This is a genomic window from Rhizobium sp. Rhizsp82, from assembly GCF_047325115.1.
In the GTDB taxonomy this organism is placed as follows: Bacteria; Pseudomonadota; Alphaproteobacteria; order Rhizobiales; family Rhizobiaceae; genus Rhizobium.
On record NZ_CP168571.1, the window covers coordinates 194,780 to 220,594 of the forward strand.

A 25,815-nucleotide genomic window follows, 5' to 3' on the forward strand; every position below is an offset into this window, starting at 1 on the left:
GTCATTCTCCTCGGTATTACGATTATTGGCTGCGTGCAGCGGCGAGCAGGGCGACGGCAGCGGCGACATCCTCGAGGCCGAGGCCGATCGAGCGGAAGAAGGCCGGGCGTTCGCGGCTCGGGGCCCTTGCCCGTCCGGCAAGCAGTTCCGGAAGGTCGCCGCAAAGCGCATCCGGGCTCCAGGCGCCGGAAGCGGCGGCAAGCTTCATTTCACCGGCCGAAGCGGGCGTCGTGGCGCGGTAGTCGCAGTACACGTCGAAGCCCGACAGCGCTGCCGGATCGACTTCATGGGCATTGGCCACATTGGTGCTGATCGAGGTGACGACGGCGGCCTTCGAGAGCGCGGCCGTATCGATGACCGGCTTGCCCGATGAGGTGCAGAGCAGAACGACATCGGCGCCGCGCACTGCCTGGTTGACGTCGGTAAACTTGGTGATGCTGCAGCCGGCAGCGCTCTTCTCGGGAATGCCGGTGCGGCCGGCGATATTCGGCGAGGCGATGCGGATCTCTTTCCACGGCCGGATCGCCTCGGCATAGCGCAGGTGCGCCAGCGCCACCGGGCCGGAGCCGACGATGGTCAGTACCGAGGCACCGGCATCGGCTAGCACATCGGCGGCGATGACGGAGGTCGCGGCGGTGCGCTCGGTCGTCAGCTTCTTGGAGTCGCAGAGGAGAACCGGCTCGCCGGTTTCCATCGACATCAGCAGCGTCCAGGCCGTGACCAGCGCCTTGCCGTCGCCGGGGATGTAGGGAGAGAGCTTGGCGCCGAAGACTTTTTCGCCGGCAAGAACGCCGAGATAGGTGATGAAGTCGCCGGCATCGCGCGGGAAGAGGCTGAGCGTCTGTGGCGGCTGTACGGCATCGCCGTCGGCCAGCGCCCGGAACATGCGCTCCAGCACCGAGCGGACATCGACTTTCGGAAGAAGCGCCGTGATATCGGCTTCGTGGAGAACGATCGGTTGCGTCATGCTTTCCTCGCCTTTACATGCGGAACAGCCGATGGAACGCAGCTATCCGTTCGCGCGGCCGGATAGGACGCACGGCGAGATCGCGATTGATCTGACTGCCCAATGTGATTAGAGGAAGCCTATGAGCAATATATTGCACAGTCAAGGCGGGGGCGATGTCTTGTCGCATGTTTCTGGAAATCTTCGCAGACTAAGGCAGGCCTCGGGTCTGAGCCAGGTAGCGCTGGCGGAAGCTTCGGGCATCAGCAGGCGAATGATCGTCGCTGTCGAGGCGGGCGATGCCAATATCAGCCTCTCCAGTCTCGACAAGCTGGCGGCAGCCATGGGGGTCGGCTTCGTCGATCTCGTTCGCGATCCGAACCGCACGTCCTCATCCGATATCAACGAAGTGACTTGGCGCGGGCGCGGCCCAGCAAGCTCCGGCGTGCTGCTTGGCACGGCACCCGCCGCGCATGAGACGCAGATGTGGCACTGGTCGCTCGAAGCCGGCGAACGCTATGATGCCGAGCCTGATCCGCAGGGCTGGCACGAAATGATCTTCATCATCGAGGGCGTGCTGACGCTGTCGCTCAGCGGCACCGAGACCGATTATCCGGCCGGAACCTTTGCGATCTACAGCTCGGCGCAGATCTATTCCTATCTCAACAACGGCAGAGAGACCGTTCGCTTCATCAGGAATGTCGTCTCTTAAATGCAGCCGGATGATCTGCTGTAACGTTTAATCAGATAGAGCAACGAAATCCGAGAGATCGTCTCACTCCGGCTTTCCGGAGTGAGAGAATGTCTCGTTCAGTGGCGTACTGCGAAAGCTGCCTCGATACGCTGACCTTCTTCGGCGATAGCCGGTGCTGCGCTGTTCTGAAGGTCCTGAAGCAGGGAATTGAGCGCCAGGTCGAGGCAATGCGCCGGGAATTCGGCACTCAGCTCCTTGGCATTTTCGCGTGCGAAAGCAATCAGTCTTGCCAGCGATGCCAGCTCCTTCAGCTGCTCTTCGCTCTTCGCATGGGTGACGTCGATGACCGCATCTTCCATTGTCAAACCTCGTCAGATCGCCGCCTTGGGACGTGGCGGCAATGTGACGTTAGGGGAAGTTCTCGCGCGGCGCGCGTGACACAAGCGTGACACACCTGCAGGCATCAGAAAACACTTGCAGATTCAACTTCAAATTCCGCAATCGGCGTGACATCGCCGCTACAGGATATGGCAAAGGCGCGAACCTTTCGGCCGCGCCTTCGAAACTTTGATACTGACGGCTGCTTAGCCGTTCAGCGGCTGGCTGGTTTCCGAAGCGGAAGCGCCGACCGCGGTGTCGCGATGGCCTTCGGCCTGCGCCATGGCCTTGACCAGCGAGACGATCTTTTCGCGGATCTGCGGGTCGTTGATCTTCAGGAAGGCGCGGTTGAGCGCGAGGCCTTCCTTGGAGCGCAGGAATTCGGAGACCGGATCGGCCTTCTGTGGCATTTCCAGGCCTTCGAGCGTCAGCGGCTGAGAGTCTTCCTGCTGGAAGAAATAGCTCGGCGGCGCCGAAAGCACTTCGGCGATCTTCTGCAGGCGGCTGGCGCCGATGCGGTTCATGCCCTTCTCATACTTCTGGACCTGCTGGAACGTCACGCCGATCTGATCGGCCAACCTTTCCTGGCTGAGGCCGAGAAGGAGCCGGCGCATTCTTACTCGGGAGCCGACATAGACGTCGATTGCATTCGGGGCCTTGGCGTTCATTTGTTTTTTCCGTTTACCGCGAGGTTCGATGGGCGTCCTTGCGGGAGACCGATCACTTGGGGGGCCAATAGATAGTGTATGAGCTAAGTGAAAAATTCAATCACTACTTCTGGGGATGGACCATTCGCCGCTGCGCGCTTGTGTATATAGTACTTACGGGTGGTTTTGGACATTTTCCGGGCGCTGCGCTTCTGCTTCCAGCCAAGCCTGAAATGCGTTTGTTTCCAAGCTCTTCGTTTCCAAGAGGTCGGTCATGACGACGAGCGGGTTCGCAAGGTCGAGGCCGTGTACCCGCCTTCCATGCAGCCAGCTCGCGGCATCGGCCGATATCACGATTGCGAGATTCGCGGGCGCTGGCGCGGGCACAGCGCGCAGATGAGAGAGCAGATCAGCAAATTCGGCGGTCGGGGCGAGCCTGACCTGCAGCTCCGGCACGTCCTGCCGGCGGCCGAGGAAATAGGTGGCGGCATATCGGCCGGTCAGGGCATAGCCGATCCGATGACTGCGGCAGAAGCCGTCGAGCCGCTGCGGCAGCGCTGCCAGATGATCCGGCGCCAGGGCGAAATGCTGCCAGCGGTTCGGCCGTGACGACGCCGCATGGGGCAGGTTGTCGACGATCGCTTGGGGATGGTCGAGGCGGTAGAGATGAGCGCCGACATCGCGATTCCGGCTGACCCACCCGGCCTGTATTGCTTCAGCGATGGCGGTGCGGGCCGACGTTGCCGAGATGCCGGCGGATCGGCCGAGTTCCGCTGCCGTGAAGGGTCGATGGCGAAGATGCCAGAGGGCGCAGAGCAGCGAGAGTTTGGTTTTTGAAGCGGGGATCGGCTTTGCGTCCAGCATGAGCTCGCCGCGCGGACGGAGATCGACACCGTCCCGAAACACACCCCATCCGGCATCACCGAGCGCAATTGCCAGGGAGGAGGCGGGATCGCCGGTCACGAGAACCGGCGTCACGCCGATCTTTCCGAGTGTTTCAGCGGTGCGCCGGGCCCGCGCCTTCAGGGCCGGCGAGTTGGGGATAGGGGATGCAGGTTCGCGAACCAGCAGCAGCCGCGTCCGCTGCCCGAAGAGTTCGAGTTCCGGCAGACCGGCCGCTGCAATGAGATCGGCGCGCCGGGAGGACAGAAGCGTCTCGAACTCGCCGATCACCGCCGCGGCCGGCCGCAACTGCATCAGCCACCGGCCGGAAGCGGAGCGGCGGGATCGATCAGGCCCTGCGCCCGCAGATCCGACCAGAGCGCTGCCGGGATCGGCCAATGGAGATAGGAGAGGTTCTGCTCGAGTTCCTCCACCGAGCGGGCGCCGGGAATGACGCTGACGACGAGCTTGTGCGCCAGCGGAAACTGCAGCGCAGCGGCGGCGAGCGGAACCTTGTAGTTGTCGCAGACGGCTGCGAGCTTCGCCACCTTATCGAGCACTTCGGCCGGTGCATTGCGGGTATTGAAAGTCGCGCCGTTGACCGCGCCGGTCGCCAAAATCCCGGAATTATAGGGGCCGCCGATGACCAGCTTGGTGCCCTTGCGCTCGCAGGCGGGGAGAAGGGTCGCGAGCGGCTCCTGTTCGAGCAGCGTGTAGCGTCCGGCGAGCAGGAAATAGTCGAACTGACCGGCCTCGACAAAATCCGACAGCATCTGCCACTGGTTGATGCCGACGCCGATCGCCTTGATCACGCCTTGCGACCGCAGTTCGTCGAGCGCGGGGTAGGCGCCGTCCATCGCTTCCTTGAAGCGGCTGCGGGCGTAGGGATCCTCACCCTTGGCAAAATGGATCGCCTCGTCGGGATCGTGGATTGCCAGCATGTCGATATAGTCGGTGCCGAGCCGTTTCAGCGATCCCTCGATCGAGCGCAGCACGGCATCGCGCGAATAGTCGAAATCGGCGCGGAAGGGTGGTGCCTCGTCCCAGAGCACGGGTTTGACCTCGCTCTGGGGGATCGGCACCAGATCGTAGCCGACCTTGGAGGAAATCACGATCTCACTGCGCGGTAGCGTGCGGATCGCCTCCCCGAGCCGCGTTTCGGCAAGGCCGAAGCCGTAGACCGGGGCGGTATCGAAATAGCGCAGCCCGTTTTCAAAGGCGGCATGCACGGTCTCGTGTGCCACCTTCGGATCGGTCGCCCGGTACATATTGCCAAGGCCCGTTCCTCCCAAGCCCATGGTGGTGACCGCAAGGCCGCCTTTGGTTACGCTTCTCTTCTCCAGATCGGGCATTTCTCTTCCTTGACCATCCTGTTCATCCGTGCGCCAGCGGAACGGGCCGCGGCGCCATTGCGAATGGCATAGTGGCACAGAATTTGTCGTACAACAATGTAACCGGACGAATAGATTTTGCTGGCAGAGATCACAGCGTGCGGGCTTGCCTTCGGCCCGGGCGGCATATTTCTTGGCTAAATCGAAACTGCGCTGTCGGATTGCGGCGGCGACGCACGTCCTTGGGATGTCCACGCAATCAAAGGAGGAAACCGAACCATGCCGAGTACCATCCGTCTGCACCGCGTGCTGGCCACCAGCCCTCAGAAGATCTACCGCGCCTTCATCGAGGCCGATGCACTGGCGAAGTGGCTGCCGCCGAACGGCTTTGCCTGCACTGTCCACCACATGGAGCCGAAGGTCGGCGGCACGTTCAAGATGTCGTTCCGCAATTTTACCAACGGCGATAGCCATTCCTTCGGCGGCGAATTCAAGGAGCTGATCCCGGGCGAGCGCGTGCGCTACACCGACAAGTTCGACGATCCGAACCTGCCCGGCGAAATGGAAGTCACGGTGATCCTGAAGAAGGTGTCCGTCGGCACCGAGGTCGACATCACCCAGGCCGGCGTTCCGGATCTCATTCCGCCGGAAGCCTGCTATCTCGGCTGGCAGGAATCGCTGCGCAACCTGGCAAAACTGGTCGAGCCGGAGATCACCAACTGATCTTCCTTCATCGCAAGACGGCGCGCCGAGAGGCGGGCCGTCCTGCCGCGCAGCAAACGCGTAATTGAAAATATCCAAGCTTTAGACATGCTTAATCGCTAATTAACGCTGTCCCCCTACTGTTCACCAAAAGGTCTTTGGCTGCTCTTTGCGTGCGGCGGAGAAGCCTGTGGTCACCGGGGGTTCTTACTGCATGTCTCGCTTTTCCATTCTCGGCCTGGATGCATCGGCTGTTATCGATGCGCTGAGCCGCTCGCAGGCCATCATCGAGTTCGATCTGAAGGGCAATATCCTGACGGCGAACGAGAATTTCTGCAAAGCGGTCGGCTACCAGCGATCCGAGATCGTCGGCCGCCACCACAGCATGTTCGTGCTGCCCGACGAGGCGAAATCCGAAGAATACCGGGCCTTCTGGGCGAAGCTGGCGCGCGGCGAATACGACCAGTGCCAGTATCGCCGCCGCGCCAAGAGCGGCCAGGAAATCTGGATCGAGGCTTCCTACAATCCGGTCTTCCGCCGCGGCAAGCCCTACAAGGTCGTCAAGATCGCCACCGACATCACCGCGATCAAGCGCAAAAGCGCCGAGGATGCCGGCAAGCTCGCGGCGCTGTCGCGCGTTCAGGCAGTCATCGAGTTCACGCCCGACGGACGCATTCTCGGCGCCAACGAGAATTTCCTTTCGGTGCTCGGATATTCGGCCGACGAGATCGTCGGCAAGCACCACTCGATGTTCTGCGAGCCGGGCTATGCCCAGTCTCAGGAATATCGCGACTTCTGGGCCGACCTGCGCACCGGCAAGTTCTCGAACGGCCAGTTCATGCGGCTCGGCAAGGATAAAAAGCGCATCTTCATCCAGGCCTCCTACAACCCGATCCTCGATCACAATGGCGAAGTCTTCAAGGTTGTGAAATTCGCGATCGACGTGACCGATCGCATGCATGCCGTCGAAGAGCTCGGTTCGGCGCTGGAGCGGCTCTCACAGTGCAATATCCGTATCACCCTCGACGAGCCCTTCGTCGGTGAATTCGAGCGCCTGCGCCGCGACTTCAACAAGTCGATCGGCGAGTTCCAGAAGACCCTCGTCAACGTTCTCGGCCAGACCGGCGACCTGAGCAAGAGCAGCCAGGAAGTGCGCGAAGCCTCGGAGCACCTGGCCGAGCGCTCCCGCGAACAGGCAGCCGCCCTCGACGAGACGACGGCGGCTCTGAGCGAGATCACCGCGACGGTCCGTTCGTCCACTGAAAATACCAAGGAAACGCGCCAGCTCGTCCAGAGCGCCCGCGTCTCGACCGCCGCTTCGACGGAGGTCGTGCAGCAGACCGTCGATGCCATGCAGCGCATCGAGGCGGCATCGCGCGAAATCAGCCAGATTATCGGCGTCATCGACGAGATCGCCTTCCAGACCAATCTGCTGGCGCTGAACGCCGGCGTCGAGGCCGCGCGTGCCGGTGAAGCTGGCAAGGGCTTTGCGGTCGTGGCGCAGGAAGTGCGCGAACTCGCCCAGCGTTCGGCCAATGCCGCCAAGGAAATCAAGGTGCTGATCAACAATTCGGGCGCCGAGGTTCTCGAAGGTGTCCGTCTCGTCGGCGAGACCGGCGAGGCGCTGAAGGAAATCGACGTCCTCGTGAAGCGCATCGACGGCAATGTCGACAAGATCGCCAAGGCCGCGGACGAGCAGACCACGGGTCTCGGCGAAATCAGCAAGGCGGTTGGACGTCTCGACCGGATGACGCAGGAAAATGCGGCGATGAGCGCCCGCACCACGGCGATCTCGAGCACGCTGGCGCTCGGTGCCGACGCGCTGTCGCAGCTCGTCAGCCTGTTCAAGCTGAACCGCCGCGCCGTGCAGCGCGACGACGGTTCGTCGGTCAAGTCCAACTGGAAGCGCACGGCGGCCTGATGCCGCCGCCCCGCCCGGCGGGCTGACTAACCCTTGGCGGCCATCTCGGCTTCCATCTCCGCAATATCCTGGAAACGGTCGGCGATGCGGGCATGCGGCCTGCCGCCATCGGCGGCGCCGATCGCCACGACGATTTCGTCCGGGCCGGGTGCATCGGCAATCAGGAAATTGGCGGTCAGAAAATGCGAGCGCTTGCCGCTCTCGCTCTTGTGCATCATCGGCAGCGACAGAAGCGCGCCCGGGCCGTTGCGGGTATTGGCGAATTCCAGGTAGTTGGTGCCGCCGATCGCTTCGCGGAACGGATTGCCGAAGCGCAGCGTGTGGATCATCGCCGACGCGTGCTCGATCTCGCCGTTGATGCCGACCGCTGCCGCCTTGCCGCAGGCCTCTATCTTGCCGGCATCCATCTGGCGCAGCAGTCGCATCGTCATCTCATGGCTGAGGTCGCCGGCGATGCGGATGATCTCCGGCCGCAGATCCTCGACGAAGCCGCGCCCGGCCCAGGGGTTCTGGATGACGGCCGCGACGACGACCATGGTCACCGGCCGAGCTGCCGCCTTGCCGCCTTCGACATGCGTTTCTTCGAGGAAGGTGGATATCTTTCTAATGCCGAGTGTCATGCCTTGCGCCGATACGAAATGTTGAAACTCCCAAAAGCCTAGCGGTTAAACGGCGAACGTCTTCCTCCGATCGGCGGAAGGGCGTTGCGTCGGCTTCCATCGAAACGGAGTAGATTTCCGCCGAATGCGCGCGCATGATGCGGGCAGCTGGAGGGAGCGAGGCAGTTTGGATCAGAAGTCTCAGATATTGGCGCTCCGCGACGTCGCAAGCCAGATCAACAGCGGCGGCGATCTGCAGACCGTGCTGCAGCATCTGATTGCGGCAGCCTGCCGCCATGCCCATTGGTCGCTCGGCTCGATCATGGGCATCGATGCGGCGCATGGTTATGCCTGTGTCATCGTCCGCTACGATCCGACGCTGATCGAGCGGCAGCTGCCTGAGAAGTGGGAGCTCGCGACCAGCCCGTCGCTGATTGCCCTGCAGCGCAACGAGCCCGTCTATCTCCGCGACGCCCGCGAGTCCGTCGAGTTTCCCGGCTACCGCAAGGAAGCCTTCGAGCGCGATTACCGCACCGTCGTCGTCATGCCGATGAACTGCAAGGACGCGGAGGGCCGGCCGATGGTGCTGAGCGTCATCTCGCGCCAGATCACCGACGTCTCCGAGGACGACCTCGCCTTTCTCGGCGCCATCATCCACATGGGCGCCATCGCCGTCGAGCGCGAACACCGGCTGGAGGCCGAAAAGCGTGCGGCACAGCGGCTCGAGCGGGCGCTGCAGGCGCATACCTCGCTGCTCGAACATGTGCTCAGCGACGGTGCCGTCGCGCCGCTCTCGGCCATGGTCGGCATGATGCTGCCGAACCCGACCGTCGTCGTCGATTTCACCGCCAATCAGGTGATTGCAGGACGCCCGCCGAATGCGCTCTACGATGAGGCCTCCTGGCAGGAAGCGGCAGCGACGACGCTTGCCCGTCCCTTGATGAAGTCGGCGCGCGAGGCGATCGATCGTGGCGCCACCGATGCCGCCAGCCTGTTTCTCGATGATGGCGCGCAGCGCTTCAAGATCTCGGCGCGCATCGAGCCGCTGACGGTCGATAATCAGCTGGTCGGCGCATTGATCATCTTTCCGACCTCGCGCGAATTCAGCGATCTCGATCTGTTGATGCTCGACAGCGCCAAGTTCGCGCTCAGCGTCCAGATGATGCGCAGCTTTATCCGCTTCCGCTTCGAAACGAGAACACAGACGGAGCTGTTCTTCGAGGTCGTCGAGGCCCGCTGGCGCAATGCCGGCGATGTCGCCCAGCGCGCCCAGCGCCTGGGGCTGAATTTCGCCACGCCGCAGCAGATGATCGTCATCGATTTCCCCGACAAGACGAAAGCCTTCGGCGGTGCCTCCGTCGATGTCGAGCATACGCTTGCCCGCATCATGCAACAGGCCTCGCTGCAGGCAAATCTGATCGCCATTGATGGCGGCGTCGTCTGCCTCGTGCCCCACGACGCGAGCAAGCGGCAGGAGCGCACGGTCAAGCTGACGCGTCGGATCGCCGAGGAGCTCGGCCGCTATTTCGACGAGCCGCCTGTCGTCGTTGCGGGCAATCGTTGCGCGGCGCTGTCCGATTATCCGGCCGCCTGGGAACGCTGCAGCCGGATGATCCGCATCGGCCGGTCCTTTGGGCTCACCGGTGCCGTCTCGGCGCAGGATTTCGGGCCGCTGCCGATGCTGGTGGCGGCATCCGAGGCAGGCGATGTGCGCAGCTTCGTGCAGGAAAGCGTCGGCGCCATCGCCGAGCATGACCGTGAGAACGGCACGCCCTATCTCGAGACGCTTTCCACCTATCTGCAGGAAGGCTGCCGCAGTCAGGCCTGCGCCGATACGATGGGCCTGCATGTGACGACGCTGCGCTACCGGTTGTCTCGCATCCAGGAGCTTTTCGGCGTCGATGTAGAGACGCCCGAGAAGCGCTTCGCCGTCGAGCTGGCGATCCGCCTGCACGGTGTCATCGACAATCGGGTCAGCGCCGAAAAGTAACCTCCGCCGACCGGTATCCGTGGTTTTACAGCGCTTGCTGCTGGCCGCTTTTCGTCTCCTACGGATCGCAGCAGAAGTTTTCCGCTCACTCCGTCGAAGCCAAGGAAGAACGGCTGCACCGGCAACGATAGCCTCTCCTCATCAAGCACGAGGAGGCGCTGAGAGATGGTGGAGATAGCGGCAAAGGCGGATGCGCCGATCGACCCGATCGCCCTGCGCCGAGCCTTCGGAACCTTCGTAACCGGCGTCACCGTCATCACCACCCGTGACGAGGACGGAACGCCGCGTGGCATGACGGCGAATTCCTTCACCTCCGTCTCGCTCGATCCGCCGCTGCTGCTGGTCTGCATCGCCAAGTCGGCATCCAGCTATCAGGCTTTCACCGGCGCCGGTTGCTTCGCGGTCAATATCCTCCATGAAGGACAGGTCGGCGTATCCGCGACCTTTGCCTCCAAGTCGCCGGACAAGTTCCAGTCCGTCACCCACGACCATATCCATACCGGCGCGCCTGTCCTGACCGACAGCCTCACCTGGTTCGACTGCACGACATACAATACCGTCGATGCCGGTGATCATGCGGTGCTGATCGGCGAAGTCCGGGCTTTCGGCACCAGCCCGACGGCGCCGCTCGGCTTCTGCCGCGGCCGCTATGCCAGCGTCAAGGATCCGCTGCCATCGGGATGGCTCGCCTCGCATGGGATGATCATCGGCTATCTGATCGAAGCCGGCGACGGCCTGCTGTTGCGCTCGGATGGCAAGGGTGGCTGGGTGCTTCCCTCGGCGCGCCGCCGCAAGGCCGACAGCCAGTTGGTGGTCGAAGGCGGAGATGCGCTGAGCCTCGTTCCGGAAGAGACCTTCCTCTATTCCGTCTTCGACGTAGCCGACAGCGATCCCGGCTATCTCGTCTATCGTGCCCGGTTGGCGGGCGAGGGGGCGGGCGTCAACCTGCCTGCGGACCTGCGCTTCTTCGCCATCGACGATCTGCCTTACGAAGCGATCGCCACCCACGAACTGCGCTCCATGCTGCGCCGCTACGTCCGCGAGCGGCAGGCGGGCCGGTTCGGCATCTACATGGATTCGGACGACGGCGGCCGCGTCGCGATGATCGACGGCGAAGCGCGTGCCTGGATCCAAGCCTCCCAAGACCAAGGACAGTGACATGAAGACGACGGTAAGCTCCATCGAAGGGTCGCGACAGGGCCTGTTCATCAATGGCGAATTCGTGGCGCCGAAGAACGGCAACTACATCGCCAGCTACGACCCGACCACCGGCGAGCGCTGGTACGATCTGGCCGAAGCCGATGCCGACGACGTAGCGGCGGCCGTCGCTGCCGCGAATGCCGCCTTCCGCAACCCGGCCTGGCGGCGCATGACGCAGACGGACCGCGGTGCGCTGGTCCGCAAGCTCGCGGAACTCGTCCGCGCCAATGCCGATACGCTCGCCGAGATCGAGACGCGAGACAACGGCAAGCTGCTCAAGGAAACCCGGGCGCAGATGCGGTCGATGCCTGATAGCTATCACTATTTCGCCGGCATGGCCGACAAGCTGCAGGGCGACACCATTCCGATCAACCGGGCCGATACGCTGAACATCAACCTGCGCGAACCGCTCGGCGTCGTCGGCATGATCACGCCCTGGAATTCGCCGCTGATGCTGCTGACCGGCACGCTGGCGCCATGCCTGGCGATCGGCAACACCGTGGTCATCAAGCCGTCGGAGCATGCGACCGCCTCGACGCTGGCGCTGGCCGAACTGATCCATGAAGCCGGCTTCCCGGCCGGCGTCGTCAACGTCGTCACCGGCACCGGCAAGAGCGCCGGCGAGGCGCTGACCCGCCATCCGGGCGTCGCCAAATATGTCTTCACCGGCAGCACCGCGACCGGCCGCCGTATCGCCGGCAATGCCGCGCAGAACCTCGTGCCCTGCTCGATGGAACTCGGCGGAAAGTCGCCGCATGTGGTCTTCGGCGATGTCGAGATCGAGCATGCCGTCAACGGCGTCGTCTCCGGCGTTTTTGCCGCTGCCGGGCAGACCTGCGTTGCCGGTTCGCGCTGCTTCGTCGAAGCCAGCATCTACGACAAGTTCATTGATGCGCTGATCGCCCGCACTGCCCGCATCCGGGTCGGCCTGCCGACGGTCGATGATACCGATATCGGCCCGCTGGCGCTCGCCGACCAGCTTTCCAAGGTCGAGGGTTATGTTGCGTCGGGCGTCAAGGAAGGTGCCAAGGTCGCGGCCGGTGGCCGCCGTCCGCGGAAGGAAGGTCTCTCGAGCGGCGGCTGGTACTACGAGCCTACCGTCATGGTCGATGCGCAGAACGACATGGGCTTCATGCGCGACGAAATCTTCGGCCCCGTGGTCGGCGTCATGCCGTTCCGCGACGAGGCGGAGATGATCACGCTTGCCAATGACAGCCATTACGGCCTCGCCTCCGGCATCTGGACCAAGGACATCGATCGGGCGCTTCGCTTCGCCAACCAGATCGAGGCCGGCACCGTCTGGGTCAATACCTATCGCTCTGCCTCCTTCATGTCCGCCAATGGCGGCTTCAAGGAAAGCGGTTACGGCCGGCGCGGCGGCTTCGAGGTGATGCACGAGTTCTCACGGCTGAAGAACGTCATCATCGATTATTCCGGCGCCATGCAGGACCCCTTCGTCATCCGTCTGAAGTGACGGCACGCACAAAATTGAACCCGAAAGGGAGGCTAGCAGATGAAATTCGCAGTATCGCTGACTATGGAACGCTTCTCGCCCGACATCCCGATGTCGACGGTCAAGAACAATCTCCTGCAATTGGCACGGATGGCCGACGAAGGCGGTTTCGAGGCGCTCTGGACCGCCGAGCACCACACGATCGAATGCACGATCTCTCCCAATCCGTTCCAGACGCTGGTCTGGCTGGCGCAGCACACTGAGCAGATCCGGCTGGGTACCTCGACGCTCGTTGCGCCATACTGGACCCCGATCCGCCTCGCCGGCGAATCCGCGCTCTGCGATCATCTCACCAACGGCCGCCTGGAATTCGGCATCGCCCGCGGCTCCTACCAGTATGAGTTCGACCGGATGGCTGGCGGCATGCCGCAGCAGGAAGGCGTCGCCTACATGAAGGAGATCGTCCCGGCTGTGAAGAAGCTCTGGGCCGGCGACTACGCCCATGACGGGCACTACTGGAAATTCCCGACCGCCACGTCGGTGCCCAAGCCACTGCAGCAGCCGCATCCGCCGATCTGGGTCGCGGCCCGCGATCCGGGCTCCTTCGACTGGGCGATCGCCAATGGCGCCAGCATCCTCTCCACGCCGCTTTCGCAGCCGGCAGCCGAGATCCAGGTTCTGGCCGACAAGTTCAACAAGGCGGTTGCCGATCATCCCGAGGTACCGCGCCCGCGCTTCATGATGCAGCGCCGCACCTGCGTTTACGACAAGGCCGACGGCTGGGAACTGGCCGTCAAGCACAGCATGGATTACGGCCGCGCCTTCGAAAACCTGATGCAGAATATCGGCAATGTCCGCGAAGGTTTCCCGGAAGCGGTGCCCTATGAAGCGGTCAAGGGCAAGGACAACTACAATCCGGACAATATCCGCAAGAACCTGATGTTCGGCACACCCGACGAGGCGATCGAGAAGCTGCTGGTCTATGAAGAAGCCGGTGTCGATCAATACTGCCTCGGCCTGACCTTCAACCTGCCCTTCGAGCTGCAGAAGCGGACGATCGAACTGTTCGTCAAGGAAATCATGCCCTTCTTCGCGGCGCGCGAAAAGGACAAGCAGCGCAAGGCGGCGGCAGGCTGACATGGCAGAGGCACAGCGCCATACCGTCGGAGACGTGACGCTCAACTACCGGATCGACGGTAGCGGCGATCCGCTGGTCTGCATCCACGGCGTCGGCTCCTATCTGGAGGCGTGGTCGGGTGTGGTCGAGCGCCTGAAGGACAGTTTCACCATCCTGACCTTCGACCTGCGCGGCCACGGCCAATCGAGCCGGGTGAAGGGCCGCTACGAGATCGACGATTTCGTCAACGAGGCGCTGGCGCTCGCCGACAAGGCAGGCTTCTCGAGTTTCAATCTCGCCGGCTTCTCGCTCGGCGGGTTGATCGCCCAGCGCCTGGCGCTGACCCATCTCGACCGGCTGCGCAAGCTGGTGCTGCTCTCCACGGTGGCCGGCCGCACGCCGGAAGAGCGGACGCGGGTTCTGGAGCGCCTTGCGGCGTTGCGGGCAGGTACGCCAGCCGACCATCACAATGCCTCGCTGTCGCGTTGGCTGACCGAAGAATTCCAGGCCGCGAACCCGGAGATCATCGCAAGGCTTCGCCGGCGCGATGCCGAGAACGATCCGGAATGCTATGCGGCCGCCTACCGCGTGCTCGCCGAGACCGACTTCGGCGGCTTCCTCGACCAGATCCGCTGCCCGACGCTGATCGCGACGGGCGAGGACGATGCCGGATCCAATCCGCGCATGGCTCGCTACATGCACGAGCGCATTCCGGGCTCGACGCTGTCGATCCTGCCGGGCCTGCGCCATTCCATTCTCATCGAGGCGCCGGAAACGGTGGCGAACCTGATGCGCGGCTTCCTGGCCGCCAAGGAGACGAACCATGGATGAGGCGCTCAGAAAAAGCGGCGAGGCCGTTCGCCGCAAGGTACTGGGTGACGACTATGTCGACCGCGCCATCAACGGCGCCGACAGCTTCTCGGCACCGTTTCAGGATGTGCTCAACGAATATTGCTGGGGCACGGCCTGGACCGACGAAGGGCTCGACCTCAAGCAGCGCAGCCTCCTCAACCTCGGCATGCTGGCGGCGCTGAACCGCATGCATGAATTCGGCATCCATTTTCGCGGCGCGATCCGCAATGGCCTGACCGATGACGAACTGAGGGCAGCACTCGTACAGATCGCGGTTTATTGCGGCATTCCGGCCGGCGTCGAGGCCTTCCGGGTCGCCCGCTCCATTCGCGACGAGATGCGTCAGAAAGGAGAGCTCTGACTTCCATCGATTCAAGGAAGCGACCGGCCTGCGGCTGCTTCAAATCGCCGGAAGACGAAAAGGTCTCTTCGACATCAAGATTGCATGACGGTACGGGAATGAGCCCGGGCCAAAAACCAAGAATGACAATAAAGGGAACCATCGCATGAACAGACTGACCAAGATTTCCGCAGCGGCAGCATCGCTTGCCGTCGCCTTCGCGGCGCTGCCGGCCAATGCCGGTGCCGTCCTCGACCGCGTCATGGCGGCCAAGGACCTGAAGGTTGCGACCGACGCCAACTGGGCGCCGCAATCCTTCATGAACGAGAAGAACGAACTCGACGGCTTCGACGTCGATGTCGCCAAGGATATCGGCAAGCGTCTCGGCGTGAAGGTCGAGTTCGTGACCCCGGGCTGGGACATCATCACTGCCGGCAACTGGGCGGGCCGCTGGGACATGCATGTCGGCTCGATGACGCCGACCAAGAAGCGCGCCGAGATCTTCGATTTCCCGGCCGTCTACTACTACACCCCGGCAGCCGTTGCCGTTCACAAAGACAGCAAGGCGACGAAGCTTTCCGATCTCGACGGCAAGGTGGTCGGCACCACGGCAACCTCGACCTTTGAAGCCTATGCCAAGGGCGACCTGACGCTTGATGCTGCCGGCGCGCCTCCCTTCAAATACGAGTTCAAGCCGAAGGAAGTGAAGTCCTACGCCAACTCGACCACCGCCTTCGACGACCTGCGTCTCGGTGACGGCACCCGTCTCGATGCCGTCGTCTCCTCGCTGCCGAGCATTCTCGATGCGGTGAAGGCCGGCTACCCGATCAAGCAGATCGGCGACCCGGTCTTCTACGAGCCGCTCGCTGTTGCGATCGAGCATGGCGACAAGGAATTCAACGACAAGATCGCTGAAGCCGTGAAGGGCATGCAGGCCGATGGCACACTGAGCAAGCTCTCCGTGAAGTGGTATGGCGTAGACTATACGGTCGTAAAGTAACCACCGCCAGAAGCGGACGGTCCGGGCAACCGGACCGTCGATTTGCCGCAAGGGACAAGAGATGCTTTATCCCGATACCGTCGAGTCTGAAGTGCTCGTCCATAAGCCGTGGTTCATCGCGACGATGTTTGCGGTCGTGCTGGCTTTCTTCCTGATGTTCAACATGACCGGCACGGCGATGGGCGAATTGATGCGCCCCGTGATCGGCGATCCCGCAGCCAGCGGGCTGTATGGACGTTTCGCGATCGCCTTCGTCATCGCCGTCATGTTCGTGCTCAATGTCGTGCTGATCGGCTTTGCGCCGCTCAGGGTGCAGATCGCCGTTGTCTGGCTGGAACTGTTGCTTCTGTTCCTCGCCTTCTTCGCGACCTTTCATCTGAGCCTGCCGTTCATCGCCGAAAAACTGCCCTTCATGATTACCCAGGGCCTGGTGACGACGATCTATGTCTCGGCAATCTCGATCGTCATCGCCTCGGCGATCGCCATTCTCGGCGCCGTCGCCAAGCTTTCGACCAATGGCTTCGCCTATGCGATCGCCAGCTTCTACACGTCGTTCTTCCGCGGCCTGCCGCTCCTCATGCAGGTCTACCTGATCTATCTCGGCCTGCCGCAGCTCGGCTTCGTCATCGATGCGGTTCCGGCCGGTATTCTCGCCCTGTCGCTCTGCTACGGCGCCTACATGACGGAGATTTTCCGCTCGGGCATCCAGAGCATCGACCGCGGCCAGTGGGAGGCCTCGCGCTCGATCGGCTTCGGCTTCGGCATCACCATGCGCAAGATCATCCTGCCGCAGGCGCTGCCGGTCATCATCCCGCCGACCGGCAACCAGTTCATCTCCATGCTGAAGGACAGCTCGCTGGTCTCGGTGATCGGCGTCTGGGAACTGATGTTCCTCGCCCGCACGCTCGGCCAGAAGACCTTTCAGCACATGGAAATGCTGATCTCGGCCGCCATGCTCTACTGGATCATGTCGATCTGCCTGGAGCTCATCCAATCCCGCATCGAGCGTCATTACGCCAGGAGCAAAGTCCGATGAACGGCGACAAGATCATCGAAGCGAAGAACGTTTCCAAGTGGTACGGCGCCTTCCAGGTGCTGAAGGATATCAACCTGACGGTCAGCAAGGGCGAGCGCATCGTCGTCTGCGGCCCTTCGGGCTCCGGCAAGTCGACGCTGATCCGCTGCTTCAACCGGCTGGAAGCGCATCAGGAAGGCGAGATTTCGGTCAACGGCATCACGCTGCACAACAAGATGCGCAATGTCGGCGAGGTCCGCAAGAATGTCGGGATGGTGTTCCAGCACTTCAATCTCTTCCCGCATATGACGGTGCTGATGAACTGCATGGTCGGCCCAATGTGGATCAAGGGCGTGCCGGAGGCGGAAGCCAAGAAGACGGCGCTGAAATTTTTAGAGCGCGTGCGTATTCCCGAACAGGCCAACAAATATCCGATCCAGCTTTCGGGCGGTCAGCAGCAGCGCGTCGCCATTGCCCGCTCGCTCTGCATGCAGCCGGCCGTGATGCTCTTCGACGAGCCGACCTCGGCGCTCGACCCGGAAATGGTTTCTGAAGTGCTGGAGACGATGACCGGGCTTGCCAAGGACGGCATGACGATGGTCTGCGTGACGCACGAAATGGGCTTCGCCCGCGCCGTCGCCGACCGGGTGATCTTCATGAATTCAGGCCAGATCGTCGAGGAAGGCAAGCCGAACGACTTCTTCACCAATCCGCAGCACGAGCGGACCAAGCTGTTCCTCAGCCAGATCCTCAAGCACTGAGCGGCCACCGCTCAGGCCCTGGCGAAACGCAGGCACATCGGCGTGCCGATGCGAATGGTCTTGCCGCTGTCAACCAGCGATCCGGTTTCCGCATCGCGGGCAAAGATGCTGACGACGTCGCTGTCCTGATTGGCACAAAGCAGGTGGCCGCCTTGCGGGGCGATCGCGAGATTGCGCGGCGTCCGGCCACCGCAGGGGACCTGACCCATTGGCGAGAGCCTGCCGGTTTCAGCATCGACCGCGAAGACTGCGATGCTGTCATGGCCGCGATTGGCGCCGTAGAGAAACCGTCCGTCAGGCGAAATCTGCAGGTCGGAGGCGTGGTTTGCGGCAGCGGCCTGATCGGGAACGGTCGGATAGACGCCGATCTCTTTGAGTGACTTCCCGCCTGCGCCGATCCGGTAGCTTGCCACCGTCGAGTCGAGTTCGTTGATGACGAAGACGAAGCGCCCGGACTGATGCAGCGCGGCATGGCGCGGTCCGGCGCCTGGCCGTGTGGCGGTCTCGCTGATCTTTTCGAGTTGCCCGCTTTCCAGGCTGTAGACCGTCAGCCTGTCGGTGCCGAGATCGGCGACCAGCAGCAGATTGGGCGCAATCTCGGTGACGCTGTGCGGATGGCTGCGTTCCTGTCGGGAGGCATTGGGGCCGGTGCCGGATTGCGCGGCGCTGATGCGGCCGGGCGCCAACGAGCCGTCTGCCCGGCGTTCGAAGGCGACCAGTGCCTGATCCGGGCCACCCGCACCCATCGCGTAATTGACGACGAAGAGATGCCGTCCATCCCGGGAAATCGCGTTATGCGCCGTCGTTGCGCCAAGCGAAGGCTGCATGTTGAGGTGATCAAGGCGTCCGGTCTTCCTGTCGAAGGACAGGGCAGTGACCAAACCCTCGTACCAGCCCTCGATCTCGGAATTGGCATAGACGAGGCTACCGTCCGGCGTCGGCGAGAGGAAGGTCGGATTGACGATCTGCGGTGCGGAAGCCAGCCGCTCGGCGGTCAGGGTCTCGTCATCGAAGAGATGGACCGAGAGGCCATCGCCATTGGCGCCTTCGAAATAGGAGGTCGGCTGGTTGAGCGTGCCGATGAAGAGCAGATGTTTCATGGCGGGTCGCCTTACAGGATCAGGATGGCTCTGAAATCGTTGACATTGGTCCCGGTCGGGCCTGTCTCGAAGAGGTCGCCGATCGCCTTGAAGCCGCTATAGCTGTCATTGCCGTCGAGCACGCGGCGCGGGTCGAGACCGGCGCCGCGCAGGCGCTTGACAGTGCCGCCATCGGCGAAGGCGCCGGCATTGTTCTCCGATCCGTCGATGCCGTCGGTGTCGGCAGCGAGCAGGTGGATGTCGTGGCCGTCGAGCGCGAGGGCGGCGGCGAGCGCGAATTCGCCGTTGCGGCCACCCTTGCCGCCCTTGGCGCGCAGCGTCACCGTCGTCTCGCCGCCGGAGAGGATGACGACGGGTTTGGCGAACGGGCGGTTGCGGCCGAGCACTTCCTTGGCGATGGCTGCATGGACGAGCGCAACGTCGCGGGACTCTCCCTCGATCGCGTCAGACAGGATCGCGGCTTCGATACCCTGTTCGCGCGCGAGCGCGGCAGCGGCTTCCAGCGAAACGCCTGCGGAAGCAATGATATGGTGGCTGTTGCGGGCAAAGGCCGGATCGTCAGGCAGCGGCGCGTCTGCCCTCTCCGAATTCAGATGGTCGAGCGCCGCCTGCGGCAGCTTCAGTCCGTATTGCGTGATAATCTCCAGCGCCTCGTGCCGGGTCGAGCGATCGGGGACGGTCGGGCCTGACGCGACATGGGCCGGGTTGTCGCCCGGAATGTCCGAGACGATGAGGCTGACGATGCGGGCCTTGGTCGCGGCGGCGAGACGGCCACCCTTGATCATCGAGAGATGCTTGCGCACGACATTCATCGCCGAGATCGGCGCGCCGGATGCCAACAGCATCTCGTTCAGCGCAATCTCGTCGTCGAGCGTCAGTCCCTCCGGCGGCGATGGCAGCAGCGCCGAACCGCCGCCGCAGACCAGTGCGATAACGAGGTCATCGGCCGTCAGGTCCCGGACCGTTTCGAGCAGCCGCTTTGATGCGGTGAGACCGGCGGCATCGGGAACCGGATGCGATGCCTCGATGATCTCGACATGCTCTGTCTCGCACCCGTAGCCGTAGCGAGTGACGACGACGCCTTCGAGCGGGCCGTCCCAGAGGCTCTCCAATGCCCGCGCCATCTGCGCTGCGCCCTTGCCTGCGCCGATCACCACCGTTTTGCCCTTCGGCTTTTCCGGCAAATGCGCCCTGATCCCCGTCAGCGGGTCGGCGGCCTTGACGGCGGCGTGGAAAAGCGAAGCAAGGAATTCACGCGGCGAGGAGATGGAATGGGTCATGGAATGATCTGCGCTTGATGTCATTACTATGCGTAATCGTGCTGCGGCTGCCGCTGCAAGACGCCTTTGAGAATATCGGCCGCTTTCTCGGCAATCATGATGGTGGCGGCATTGGTGTTCGACGAGATCAGCCGCGGCATGACGGAACTGTCGCAGACCCGGAGCCGATCGATGCCGCGCACCTTGAGATCCGGATCGACGACAGCATCCTCGCCACCGCCCATGCGGCATGTGCCGACGGGGTGATAGGCCGAGCGGCCGTATTGCCGGGCGAATTGCCGGTATTCCTCCTGCGTGCGGATATTGCCGTCAGGCAGATGCAGCCGTCTGACGAAGGGCCGGAAGGCCGGCTGGGAGAGGATCTCCTGGCAGATCTTGATGCCGTCGACGGCGCGTTCCAGATCGTAGGGTTCGGCGAAGGCGTTCGGATCGATCGCCGGAGGGACGGATGGATCCTTCGAGCGCAGAGTTACCGTCCCGCGCGAGCGCGGCCGCACGTGATAGGAATTCAGCGTGCAGCCATTGCCGCCGGGCACGCCGCCGATTCCCTCCTCGACGCCTGCGCCCGGCAGGAAGTGGAACTGCAGATCCGGGGTCTTCTCGGCCTTGTCGCCCCACCAGAAGCCGCCGCCCTCGACGATGTTGGAGGCCGCCGGCCCCTTGCCGAACAGGGCGTACTCGATCCCGGCCGCGACCTGCCAGTGACGCTTCTTGTAGCGGTCGATGCCGTGCGAGCCGCTGAGTTCGGCGAGGACGTCGACATCCATGTGGTCCTGCAGGTTCTTGCCGACCTGCGGCAGATCCCTGACGACGTCGATATCGAGCGCCCGCAGCTCGTCGGCGGGGCCGAGGCCCGAGAGCATCAGCATCTTCGGCGAACCGATGGCGCCCGATGTCAGGATGACTTCGCGCTCGGCCCTTAACAGCACCGCCCGGCCGTTCTCGATGATCTCGATGCCGACAGCGCAGCCATTCTCGATGACGATCCTGTTGACGGCGGTATCGGTGCGCACCGTCAGGTTCCTGCGATGTGCAGCGGGCTTCAGATAGCCGACGGCGGTGCTGCTACGGCGCCCATTTTTCGTCGTTGTCTGATAGAAACCGGCGCCTGCCTGCGATCCGGCATTGAAATCGGGATTGAAGGGAAGACCGGCTTCCTGCGCGGCGCGCACGAAGACGCGCGTCAGTGGATGCGGGTTCTGCGAGCTGACGCCGAGCGGTCCTTCGGTGCCGTGGTGAGCGCCGCCGAAGGTGTCATTGCCTTCTGATTTCCGGAAATAGGGGCGCACATCCTCGTAGCCCCAGCCAGCGCATCCCTCGAGGTCGCGCCAGCCGTCGTAATCCTCGGGGCAGCCGCGGGTGAAGACCTGTGCGTTGATCGAGCTGCCGCCGCCGAGCACGCGGGCTTGCGGATAGACCATCTTGCGCCCGGCGATCTCGCGCCCTGCCACCGTCTCATAGCCCCAGATCAGCGGGCCGGCCGTCATCTTGAAGAAGCCTACGGGGAGATGGATATACATATTGCTGTCGCGCGGGCCGGCTTCCAGCAGGGTCACGGAAACATCAGGGTCTTCGCTCAGGCGCGCAGCAAGCACGCATCCCGCCGAGCCGCCCCCGACGATGATGTAATCGGGCATTCTCTCCTCCGTAAAATGCATGTGATGCCGGGCGCTCCTCGTTGCCGCGGCATCAATTCGCGATCACAATCTCAAGTCTCTTGCCCCTCGTCAAGAGAAAGGGTACGGTTATCGTCTTGAAGGGTTGTCGTACAAATGCTATGACGACGTTGCTTCAGATCGCGGTGCCGGGGAAAGAAGGACGGCATCGCCATCTTCGTCATTCAACGGGAGGTTTTCGAATGATCGATAAGATAAATTCGCATTTCGGCAGCATGAACCGCAGATCGTTTCTGGCAACCGTCGCGGCGGGCGCAACCGTCGCAGCGCTGCCCAAGCAGCTCTTCGCCGCCGACAAGCCGACGCTTGTCACGTCTATCCGCTCGCTTTCCAATCCGTATCATGCGGTCTGGAAGACTGGTGCCGAGGCCTTCGCCTCCGCCATCGGCCTCGACCACGTCACGCTGGTTTCCGAAGGCAACAGCGAAAAGGGCATTGCCGACATCAAGGCCATGCTCGCCAAGACCGGCGGCAACATGGTGCTGAATTCCGACCCGAACGATACGCCGGATGCGCGCCCGATCGTCGAGGCCTGCGCCAAGGCCGGCGCCTATGTCGTGACCCAGTGGAACAAGCCGGCGGACCTGCATCCGAAGGACTTCAACCCGAACTACGTCTCGCATATCGAGTTTGACGGCATTTCCAGCGGCAAGCAGATCGCCGAAATCCTCTTCAAGTCGATCGGCGGCTCCGGCGGCATCATCGCGCTCGGCGGCCAGATCTCCAACACCGCGGCGATCGAACGCAAGAAGGGCCTGGAAGACGCGCTGGCGGCTAACACCAACATCAAGCTCCTGGATTTCCAGGTGGCGAACTGGAAGTCTTCAGAAGCCTATGACCTGACGAGCAACCTGCTGACCCGCTTCGGCGACGACGTGAAGGGCATCTGGGCCGCCAATGACGACATGGGCACCGGCGCACTCGAGGCGCTGCGCGCTGAAAACCTCGCGGGCAAGGTCCCGGTCGTCGGCGTCGACGGCATCAAGGCTGCGGTCGATGCGGTGCGCAAGGGCGAGTTCGCCTGCACCGTGACGTCCGATCCGTTCTGGCAGGGCGGCATGGGCCTGGCGATCGGTCTCGCCGCGCTCCAGAAGAAGTTCGACCCGGCCAAGGAGCCGGCCGACCATCGCGAATTCTACGGCAAGGCCGTGCTGATCGCGAAGGAGAATGTCGAGGAATACTACAAGACCAACATCGACTCCCATCCGACACTGGACTGGAACGACCTGTGGGGCCGCGTCACGGGTGCGATCCGCGCCTAAGCGGCAGTGTGTCTCCTCCCGCAGCCAGCGGCTCCTCCGCGGTTGCCTCCTCGCTGGCGGGCGCTTTCCGCGCCTGCCAGCAACTTCGGATGACGCAGCGAGGTGCAGTCTGTTGACCATCAATGCCGAAAACATCAAGACTATGACCAAAAGCGAACAGGCAGGTGACATGCCGACTGTTGGAAGCCGCCTGTTCGGCGGGCTCGATCGCAAGCGCTTGCGCGCCTATGCCCCGGCATTGGTGCTGATCGCACTCTGCATTCTGATCACCATCGCCAATCCCAACTTCATCGAGCCGCGCAATCTCGTGCGCATCGCCAATTCCGCCGCGGTGCCGCTGACGCTTGCCATGGGGCTCACCTTCATCATCCTGCTCGGCAGCATCGATCTTTCGGTCGAGGGATCGCTGTCGGTGGCCGCAATGGTCACCGTGCTGCTGGCCACCAATGATGCGAATGCCAATGCCTATGGCTGGCTCGCCGTGATCGCCGCCATCGCTGCCAGCACGCTGATGGGCTTCACGACCGGCATCATCCAGACGTTCCTGAGGATCCCGTCCTTCATGGCGACGCTCGGCGTCTGGTTCATCGGGCTCGGGATCTCTGTCTATATGCTCGGCGGTTCGGCCGTGCGTCTGATGGATCCGTCGATCCGCGATCTGGCGCTGGCGCGCTTTCTCGGATTGCCGGTGGCAGTCTGGGTGGCGCTTGCCGCCTTCCTGATTGCCTGCACGGTTCAATATTACACCCGCCTTGGACGCCACATCATGGCGATCGGCGGCGGTGAGGATGTGGCCGAGCTTTCGGGCATCAATCTGCGCCGTGTCCGCATCATGGCCTTCGGGCTCGCCGGCTTCTTCTTCGGCGTTGCCGGCGTGCTGGCTGCCGCCCAGCTTGGCCGCTCGGATGCCGTCATCGCCGATGGCCGCCTGTTTGCCGCCGTGACCGCCGTCGTCGTCGGCGGAACGGCGCTGACCGGCGGTGAAGGCGGGGTCATCAACACGCTGGTCGGCGTGCTGATCGTCACCGTGCTCAGCAACGGCATGATCCTGCTCGGCGTCTCGCCCTATGTGCAGCAGACCGTGCAGGGCCTGATGATCATCGCCGCCGTTGCGCTGTCGCTCGACCGCCTGCGCCTCCAGATCGTGAAGTGACCGCCATGTTGTCAGCCAACGAAATCAGCAAATCCTTCGCCGGCGTTCACGCATTGAAGAACGTCTCGCTTGAAATCCGCCCGAACGAGGTCGTTGGCCTCATCGGCGAAAATGGTGCCGGTAAATCGACGCTGATGCGGATCCTCGCCGGAACGCACCAGCCCGATGGCGGCACGCTCATGCTCGACGGGCAGCCGTTGAAGCTGCGCAATGCGCGCGATGGCGCGGCCCACGGCATCGGCATGGTGTTTCAGGAACAGTCCCTGCTTCTCAACCTCTCGGTCGCCGAAAACATCTATCTCGGCCAGGAAGACCAGTTCGTCCGCTTCGGCATCATGGACTGGAAGGCGATGCGCGCCGCCGCCCGCCGCCAGCTCGAAAAGATCGGCGTCGATATCGATGTCACGGCGCGGACCTCGGAACTGACCTTCGCGGCCCGCCAGATGGTCGAGCTCGCCAAGGCGCTGACGCTGGAAGAGACTGTCTCGCGCCCGCTCGTCATCCTGCTCGACGAGCCAACATCGGTCTTGAGCGGTAGCGATATCGACGTGCTCTTCAAGCGGGTGCGCTCTCTGAAATCGCGGGCAAGCTTCGTCTTCGTCTCGCACCGCCTGGATGAAGTGCTGCGCATCTCCGACCGCGTCTACACGATGAAGGACGGCCAGGTGGTGGCCGAGCATCGGGCCGCCGATGTTACCGGTCCCGAGCTTCACGAGATCATGGTCGGCCGCGGGCTGCAATCGACCTATTACAAGGAAGACAAGCAGCTGCCGCCGAAAAGCGAGATCGTCGTCGATGCCAGCAGGCTGTCGATCGACGGCGCATTCCACGATGTCGACCTGCAGATCCGTGCTGGCGAGATCGTCGGCATTGCCGGCGTCGTCGGCTCCGGCCGCGAAGAGGTGACGCGGGCGATCGGCGGCTTCCTGACGCATACGGCCGGTACGCTTAAGATCAATGGCGAGCCGGTGCATTTCCGTTCGCCGGAGCAGGCGGTGCGCAAGAGCATCGGCTATATCCCCCGCGAACGGCGCGTCGAGGGGCTGGTGATGTTCCTGTCGATCGCCGAAAATATCAGCCTTGCCGATCTCTCCTCCGTCATGCGCGGCGGCGCGATCGATTACCGGCGTGAACGCAAGCTCGCCGCCGACTGGATCAAGCGGCTGCGCATCAAGGCGCCGGGACCGGATATTGCCTGCCGTAAGCTCTCGGGCGGCAACCAGCAGAAGGTGGTGCTGGCGCGCTGGATGACGGCAGGATCACGGATCCTGATCCTCGATCATCCGACCCGCGGCCTCGATGTCGGCGCCAAGGAAGAGGTCTACGAGCTCGTCCGGCAGCTTTCCTCGGAAGGCGTCGCGATCCTTTTGATATCGGACACGCTGGAAGAAACGATCGGCCTGTCGCATCGCGTGCTGGTGATGCGCGACGGTGCGGTGACCGCTCATTTCGATGCGGCTCCGGGTGCCAAACCGGATCAGGTCGATCTCGTTGCGGCAATGGTGTGAGGAGGCAA

At 63.1% G+C, this 25,815-nt stretch carries 24 protein-coding genes; 15 read left to right on the forward strand and 9 right to left on the reverse strand.

Annotation, left to right across the window (positions count from 1 at the left end):
* Positions 1 to 22 precede the first annotated feature (22 nt).
* On the reverse strand, positions 23 to 967 hold the full coding sequence (locus ACEN84_RS25035; RefSeq protein ID WP_413712067.1) for an ornithine cyclodeaminase family protein: 945 nt from the start codon (positions 965 to 967) through the stop codon (positions 23 to 25).
* Positions 968 to 1,127: 160 nt separating this feature from the next.
* Between ACEN84_RS25035 and ACEN84_RS25040 the strand changes: the two genes are divergently transcribed.
* Positions 1,128 to 1,658: a helix-turn-helix domain-containing protein gene (locus ACEN84_RS25040; RefSeq protein ID WP_413712068.1), complete on the forward strand. Its 531-nt coding sequence runs from the start codon at positions 1,128 to 1,130 to the stop codon at positions 1,656 to 1,658.
* Between the two features lie 98 nt (positions 1,659 to 1,756).
* Here ACEN84_RS25040 and ACEN84_RS25045 read toward each other — a convergent pair whose 3' ends face one another.
* From ACEN84_RS25045 to ACEN84_RS25060, 4 genes are all read right to left on the reverse strand, one after another.
* Positions 1,757 to 1,999, reverse strand: coding sequence for a hypothetical protein (locus tag ACEN84_RS25045; RefSeq protein WP_112714747.1), 243 nt, complete (start codon positions 1,997 to 1,999; stop codon positions 1,757 to 1,759).
* A gap of 225 nt (positions 2,000 to 2,224) precedes the next feature.
* Positions 2,225 to 2,686 (reverse strand): helix-turn-helix domain-containing protein, encoded by a 462-nt coding sequence (locus ACEN84_RS25050; RefSeq protein ID WP_112714749.1) that lies wholly within the window; start codon positions 2,684 to 2,686, stop codon positions 2,225 to 2,227.
* Positions 2,687 to 2,839: 153 nt separating this feature from the next.
* Complete coding sequence (locus tag ACEN84_RS25055) at positions 2,840 to 3,862, reverse strand: hypothetical protein (protein WP_413712069.1); 1,023 nt, start codon at positions 3,860 to 3,862, stop codon at positions 2,840 to 2,842.
* Complete coding sequence (locus tag ACEN84_RS25060; RefSeq protein WP_413712070.1) at positions 3,862 to 4,899, reverse strand: aldo/keto reductase; 1,038 nt, start codon at positions 4,897 to 4,899, stop codon at positions 3,862 to 3,864. The genes ACEN84_RS25055 and ACEN84_RS25060 overlap by 1 nt, the downstream gene beginning before the upstream one ends.
* 258 nt (positions 4,900 to 5,157) lie before the next feature.
* Here ACEN84_RS25060 and ACEN84_RS25065 point away from each other — a divergent pair, with 258 nt between their 5' ends.
* Both ACEN84_RS25065 and ACEN84_RS25070 read left to right on the forward strand, forming a co-directional pair.
* A complete protein-coding gene (locus ACEN84_RS25065) occupies positions 5,158 to 5,601 on the forward strand; it encodes an SRPBCC family protein (RefSeq protein WP_203430299.1) in 444 nt (147 codons plus the stop codon).
* 193 nt (positions 5,602 to 5,794) lie between these two features.
* The gene (locus ACEN84_RS25070) at positions 5,795 to 7,501 is read left to right on the forward strand and encodes a methyl-accepting chemotaxis protein (RefSeq protein WP_413712071.1); all 1,707 of its coding nucleotides are present in this window, start codon (positions 5,795 to 5,797) and stop codon (positions 7,499 to 7,501) included.
* 26 nt (positions 7,502 to 7,527) lie between these two features.
* Here ACEN84_RS25070 and ACEN84_RS25075 read toward each other — a convergent pair whose 3' ends face one another.
* On the reverse strand, positions 7,528 to 8,121 hold the full coding sequence (locus tag ACEN84_RS25075) for an amino acid synthesis family protein (protein WP_413712072.1): 594 nt from the start codon (positions 8,119 to 8,121) through the stop codon (positions 7,528 to 7,530).
* Positions 8,122 to 8,287: 166 nt separating this feature from the next.
* Here ACEN84_RS25075 and ACEN84_RS25080 point away from each other — a divergent pair, with 166 nt between their 5' ends.
* From ACEN84_RS25080 to ACEN84_RS25120, 9 genes are all read left to right on the forward strand, one after another.
* Entirely contained in the window at positions 8,288 to 10,090 is a 1,803-nt protein-coding gene (locus tag ACEN84_RS25080) for a helix-turn-helix domain-containing protein (RefSeq protein WP_413712073.1), read from the forward strand.
* 165 nt (positions 10,091 to 10,255) lie between these two features.
* A complete protein-coding gene (locus ACEN84_RS25085) occupies positions 10,256 to 11,248 on the forward strand; it encodes a flavin reductase (RefSeq protein WP_199625682.1) in 993 nt (330 codons plus the stop codon).
* Between the two features lies 1 nt (position 11,249).
* The gene (locus ACEN84_RS25090) at positions 11,250 to 12,764 is read left to right on the forward strand and encodes an aldehyde dehydrogenase (RefSeq protein WP_413712074.1); all 1,515 of its coding nucleotides are present in this window, start codon (positions 11,250 to 11,252) and stop codon (positions 12,762 to 12,764) included.
* 39 nt (positions 12,765 to 12,803) lie between these two features.
* Positions 12,804 to 13,880, forward strand: coding sequence for an LLM class flavin-dependent oxidoreductase (locus ACEN84_RS25095; protein WP_130280507.1), 1,077 nt, complete (start codon positions 12,804 to 12,806; stop codon positions 13,878 to 13,880).
* A 1-nt stretch (position 13,881) separates the two neighbouring features.
* Positions 13,882 to 14,691 carry an alpha/beta fold hydrolase gene (locus tag ACEN84_RS25100; protein ID WP_112714769.1) on the forward strand — a complete coding sequence of 270 codons (810 nt, stop codon included), beginning with the start codon at positions 13,882 to 13,884 and terminating at the stop codon, positions 14,689 to 14,691.
* Positions 14,684 to 15,073, forward strand: coding sequence for a carboxymuconolactone decarboxylase family protein (locus ACEN84_RS25105; RefSeq protein ID WP_112714771.1), 390 nt, complete (start codon positions 14,684 to 14,686; stop codon positions 15,071 to 15,073). Before ACEN84_RS25100 ends, ACEN84_RS25105 begins: the two co-directional genes overlap by 8 nt.
* 145 nt (positions 15,074 to 15,218) lie before the next feature.
* A complete protein-coding gene (locus ACEN84_RS25110) occupies positions 15,219 to 16,052 on the forward strand; it encodes a transporter substrate-binding domain-containing protein (RefSeq protein ID WP_130280511.1) in 834 nt (277 codons plus the stop codon).
* A gap of 61 nt (positions 16,053 to 16,113) precedes the next feature.
* Positions 16,114 to 17,088 (forward strand): amino acid ABC transporter permease, encoded by a 975-nt coding sequence (locus ACEN84_RS25115; protein ID WP_112714775.1) that lies wholly within the window; start codon positions 16,114 to 16,116, stop codon positions 17,086 to 17,088.
* Positions 17,085 to 17,828 (forward strand): amino acid ABC transporter ATP-binding protein, encoded by a 744-nt coding sequence (locus ACEN84_RS25120; RefSeq protein ID WP_281438215.1) that lies wholly within the window; start codon positions 17,085 to 17,087, stop codon positions 17,826 to 17,828. The genes ACEN84_RS25115 and ACEN84_RS25120 overlap by 4 nt, the downstream gene beginning before the upstream one ends.
* 11 nt (positions 17,829 to 17,839) lie before the next feature.
* Here ACEN84_RS25120 and ACEN84_RS25125 read toward each other — a convergent pair whose 3' ends face one another.
* Genes ACEN84_RS25125 through ACEN84_RS25135 form a run of 3 tightly spaced genes read right to left on the reverse strand, consistent with a single transcriptional unit; the run spans position 17,840 to position 21,845 of the window.
* Positions 17,840 to 18,928, reverse strand: a complete 1,089-nt coding sequence (locus ACEN84_RS25125) for a lactonase family protein (protein ID WP_413712075.1) — start codon at positions 18,926 to 18,928, stop codon at positions 17,840 to 17,842.
* Between the two features lie 11 nt (positions 18,929 to 18,939).
* On the reverse strand, positions 18,940 to 20,208 hold the full coding sequence (locus ACEN84_RS25130) for a glycerate kinase (RefSeq protein ID WP_413712076.1): 1,269 nt from the start codon (positions 20,206 to 20,208) through the stop codon (positions 18,940 to 18,942).
* Between the two features lie 26 nt (positions 20,209 to 20,234).
* Positions 20,235 to 21,845 (reverse strand): GMC family oxidoreductase, encoded by a 1,611-nt coding sequence (locus tag ACEN84_RS25135; protein ID WP_413712077.1) that lies wholly within the window; start codon positions 21,843 to 21,845, stop codon positions 20,235 to 20,237.
* A gap of 221 nt (positions 21,846 to 22,066) precedes the next feature.
* Between ACEN84_RS25135 and ACEN84_RS25140 the strand changes: the two genes are divergently transcribed.
* From ACEN84_RS25140 to ACEN84_RS25150, 3 genes are all read left to right on the forward strand, one after another.
* Entirely contained in the window at positions 22,067 to 23,146 is a 1,080-nt protein-coding gene (locus ACEN84_RS25140) for a sugar ABC transporter substrate-binding protein (protein ID WP_130280521.1), read from the forward strand.
* A gap of 112 nt (positions 23,147 to 23,258) precedes the next feature.
* On the forward strand, positions 23,259 to 24,299 hold the full coding sequence (locus tag ACEN84_RS25145) for an ABC transporter permease (protein WP_354541106.1): 1,041 nt from the start codon (positions 23,259 to 23,261) through the stop codon (positions 24,297 to 24,299).
* Positions 24,300 to 24,304: 5 nt separating this feature from the next.
* Complete coding sequence (locus ACEN84_RS25150; RefSeq protein ID WP_413712078.1) at positions 24,305 to 25,807, forward strand: sugar ABC transporter ATP-binding protein; 1,503 nt, start codon at positions 24,305 to 24,307, stop codon at positions 25,805 to 25,807.
* Positions 25,808 to 25,815 lie beyond the last annotated feature (8 nt).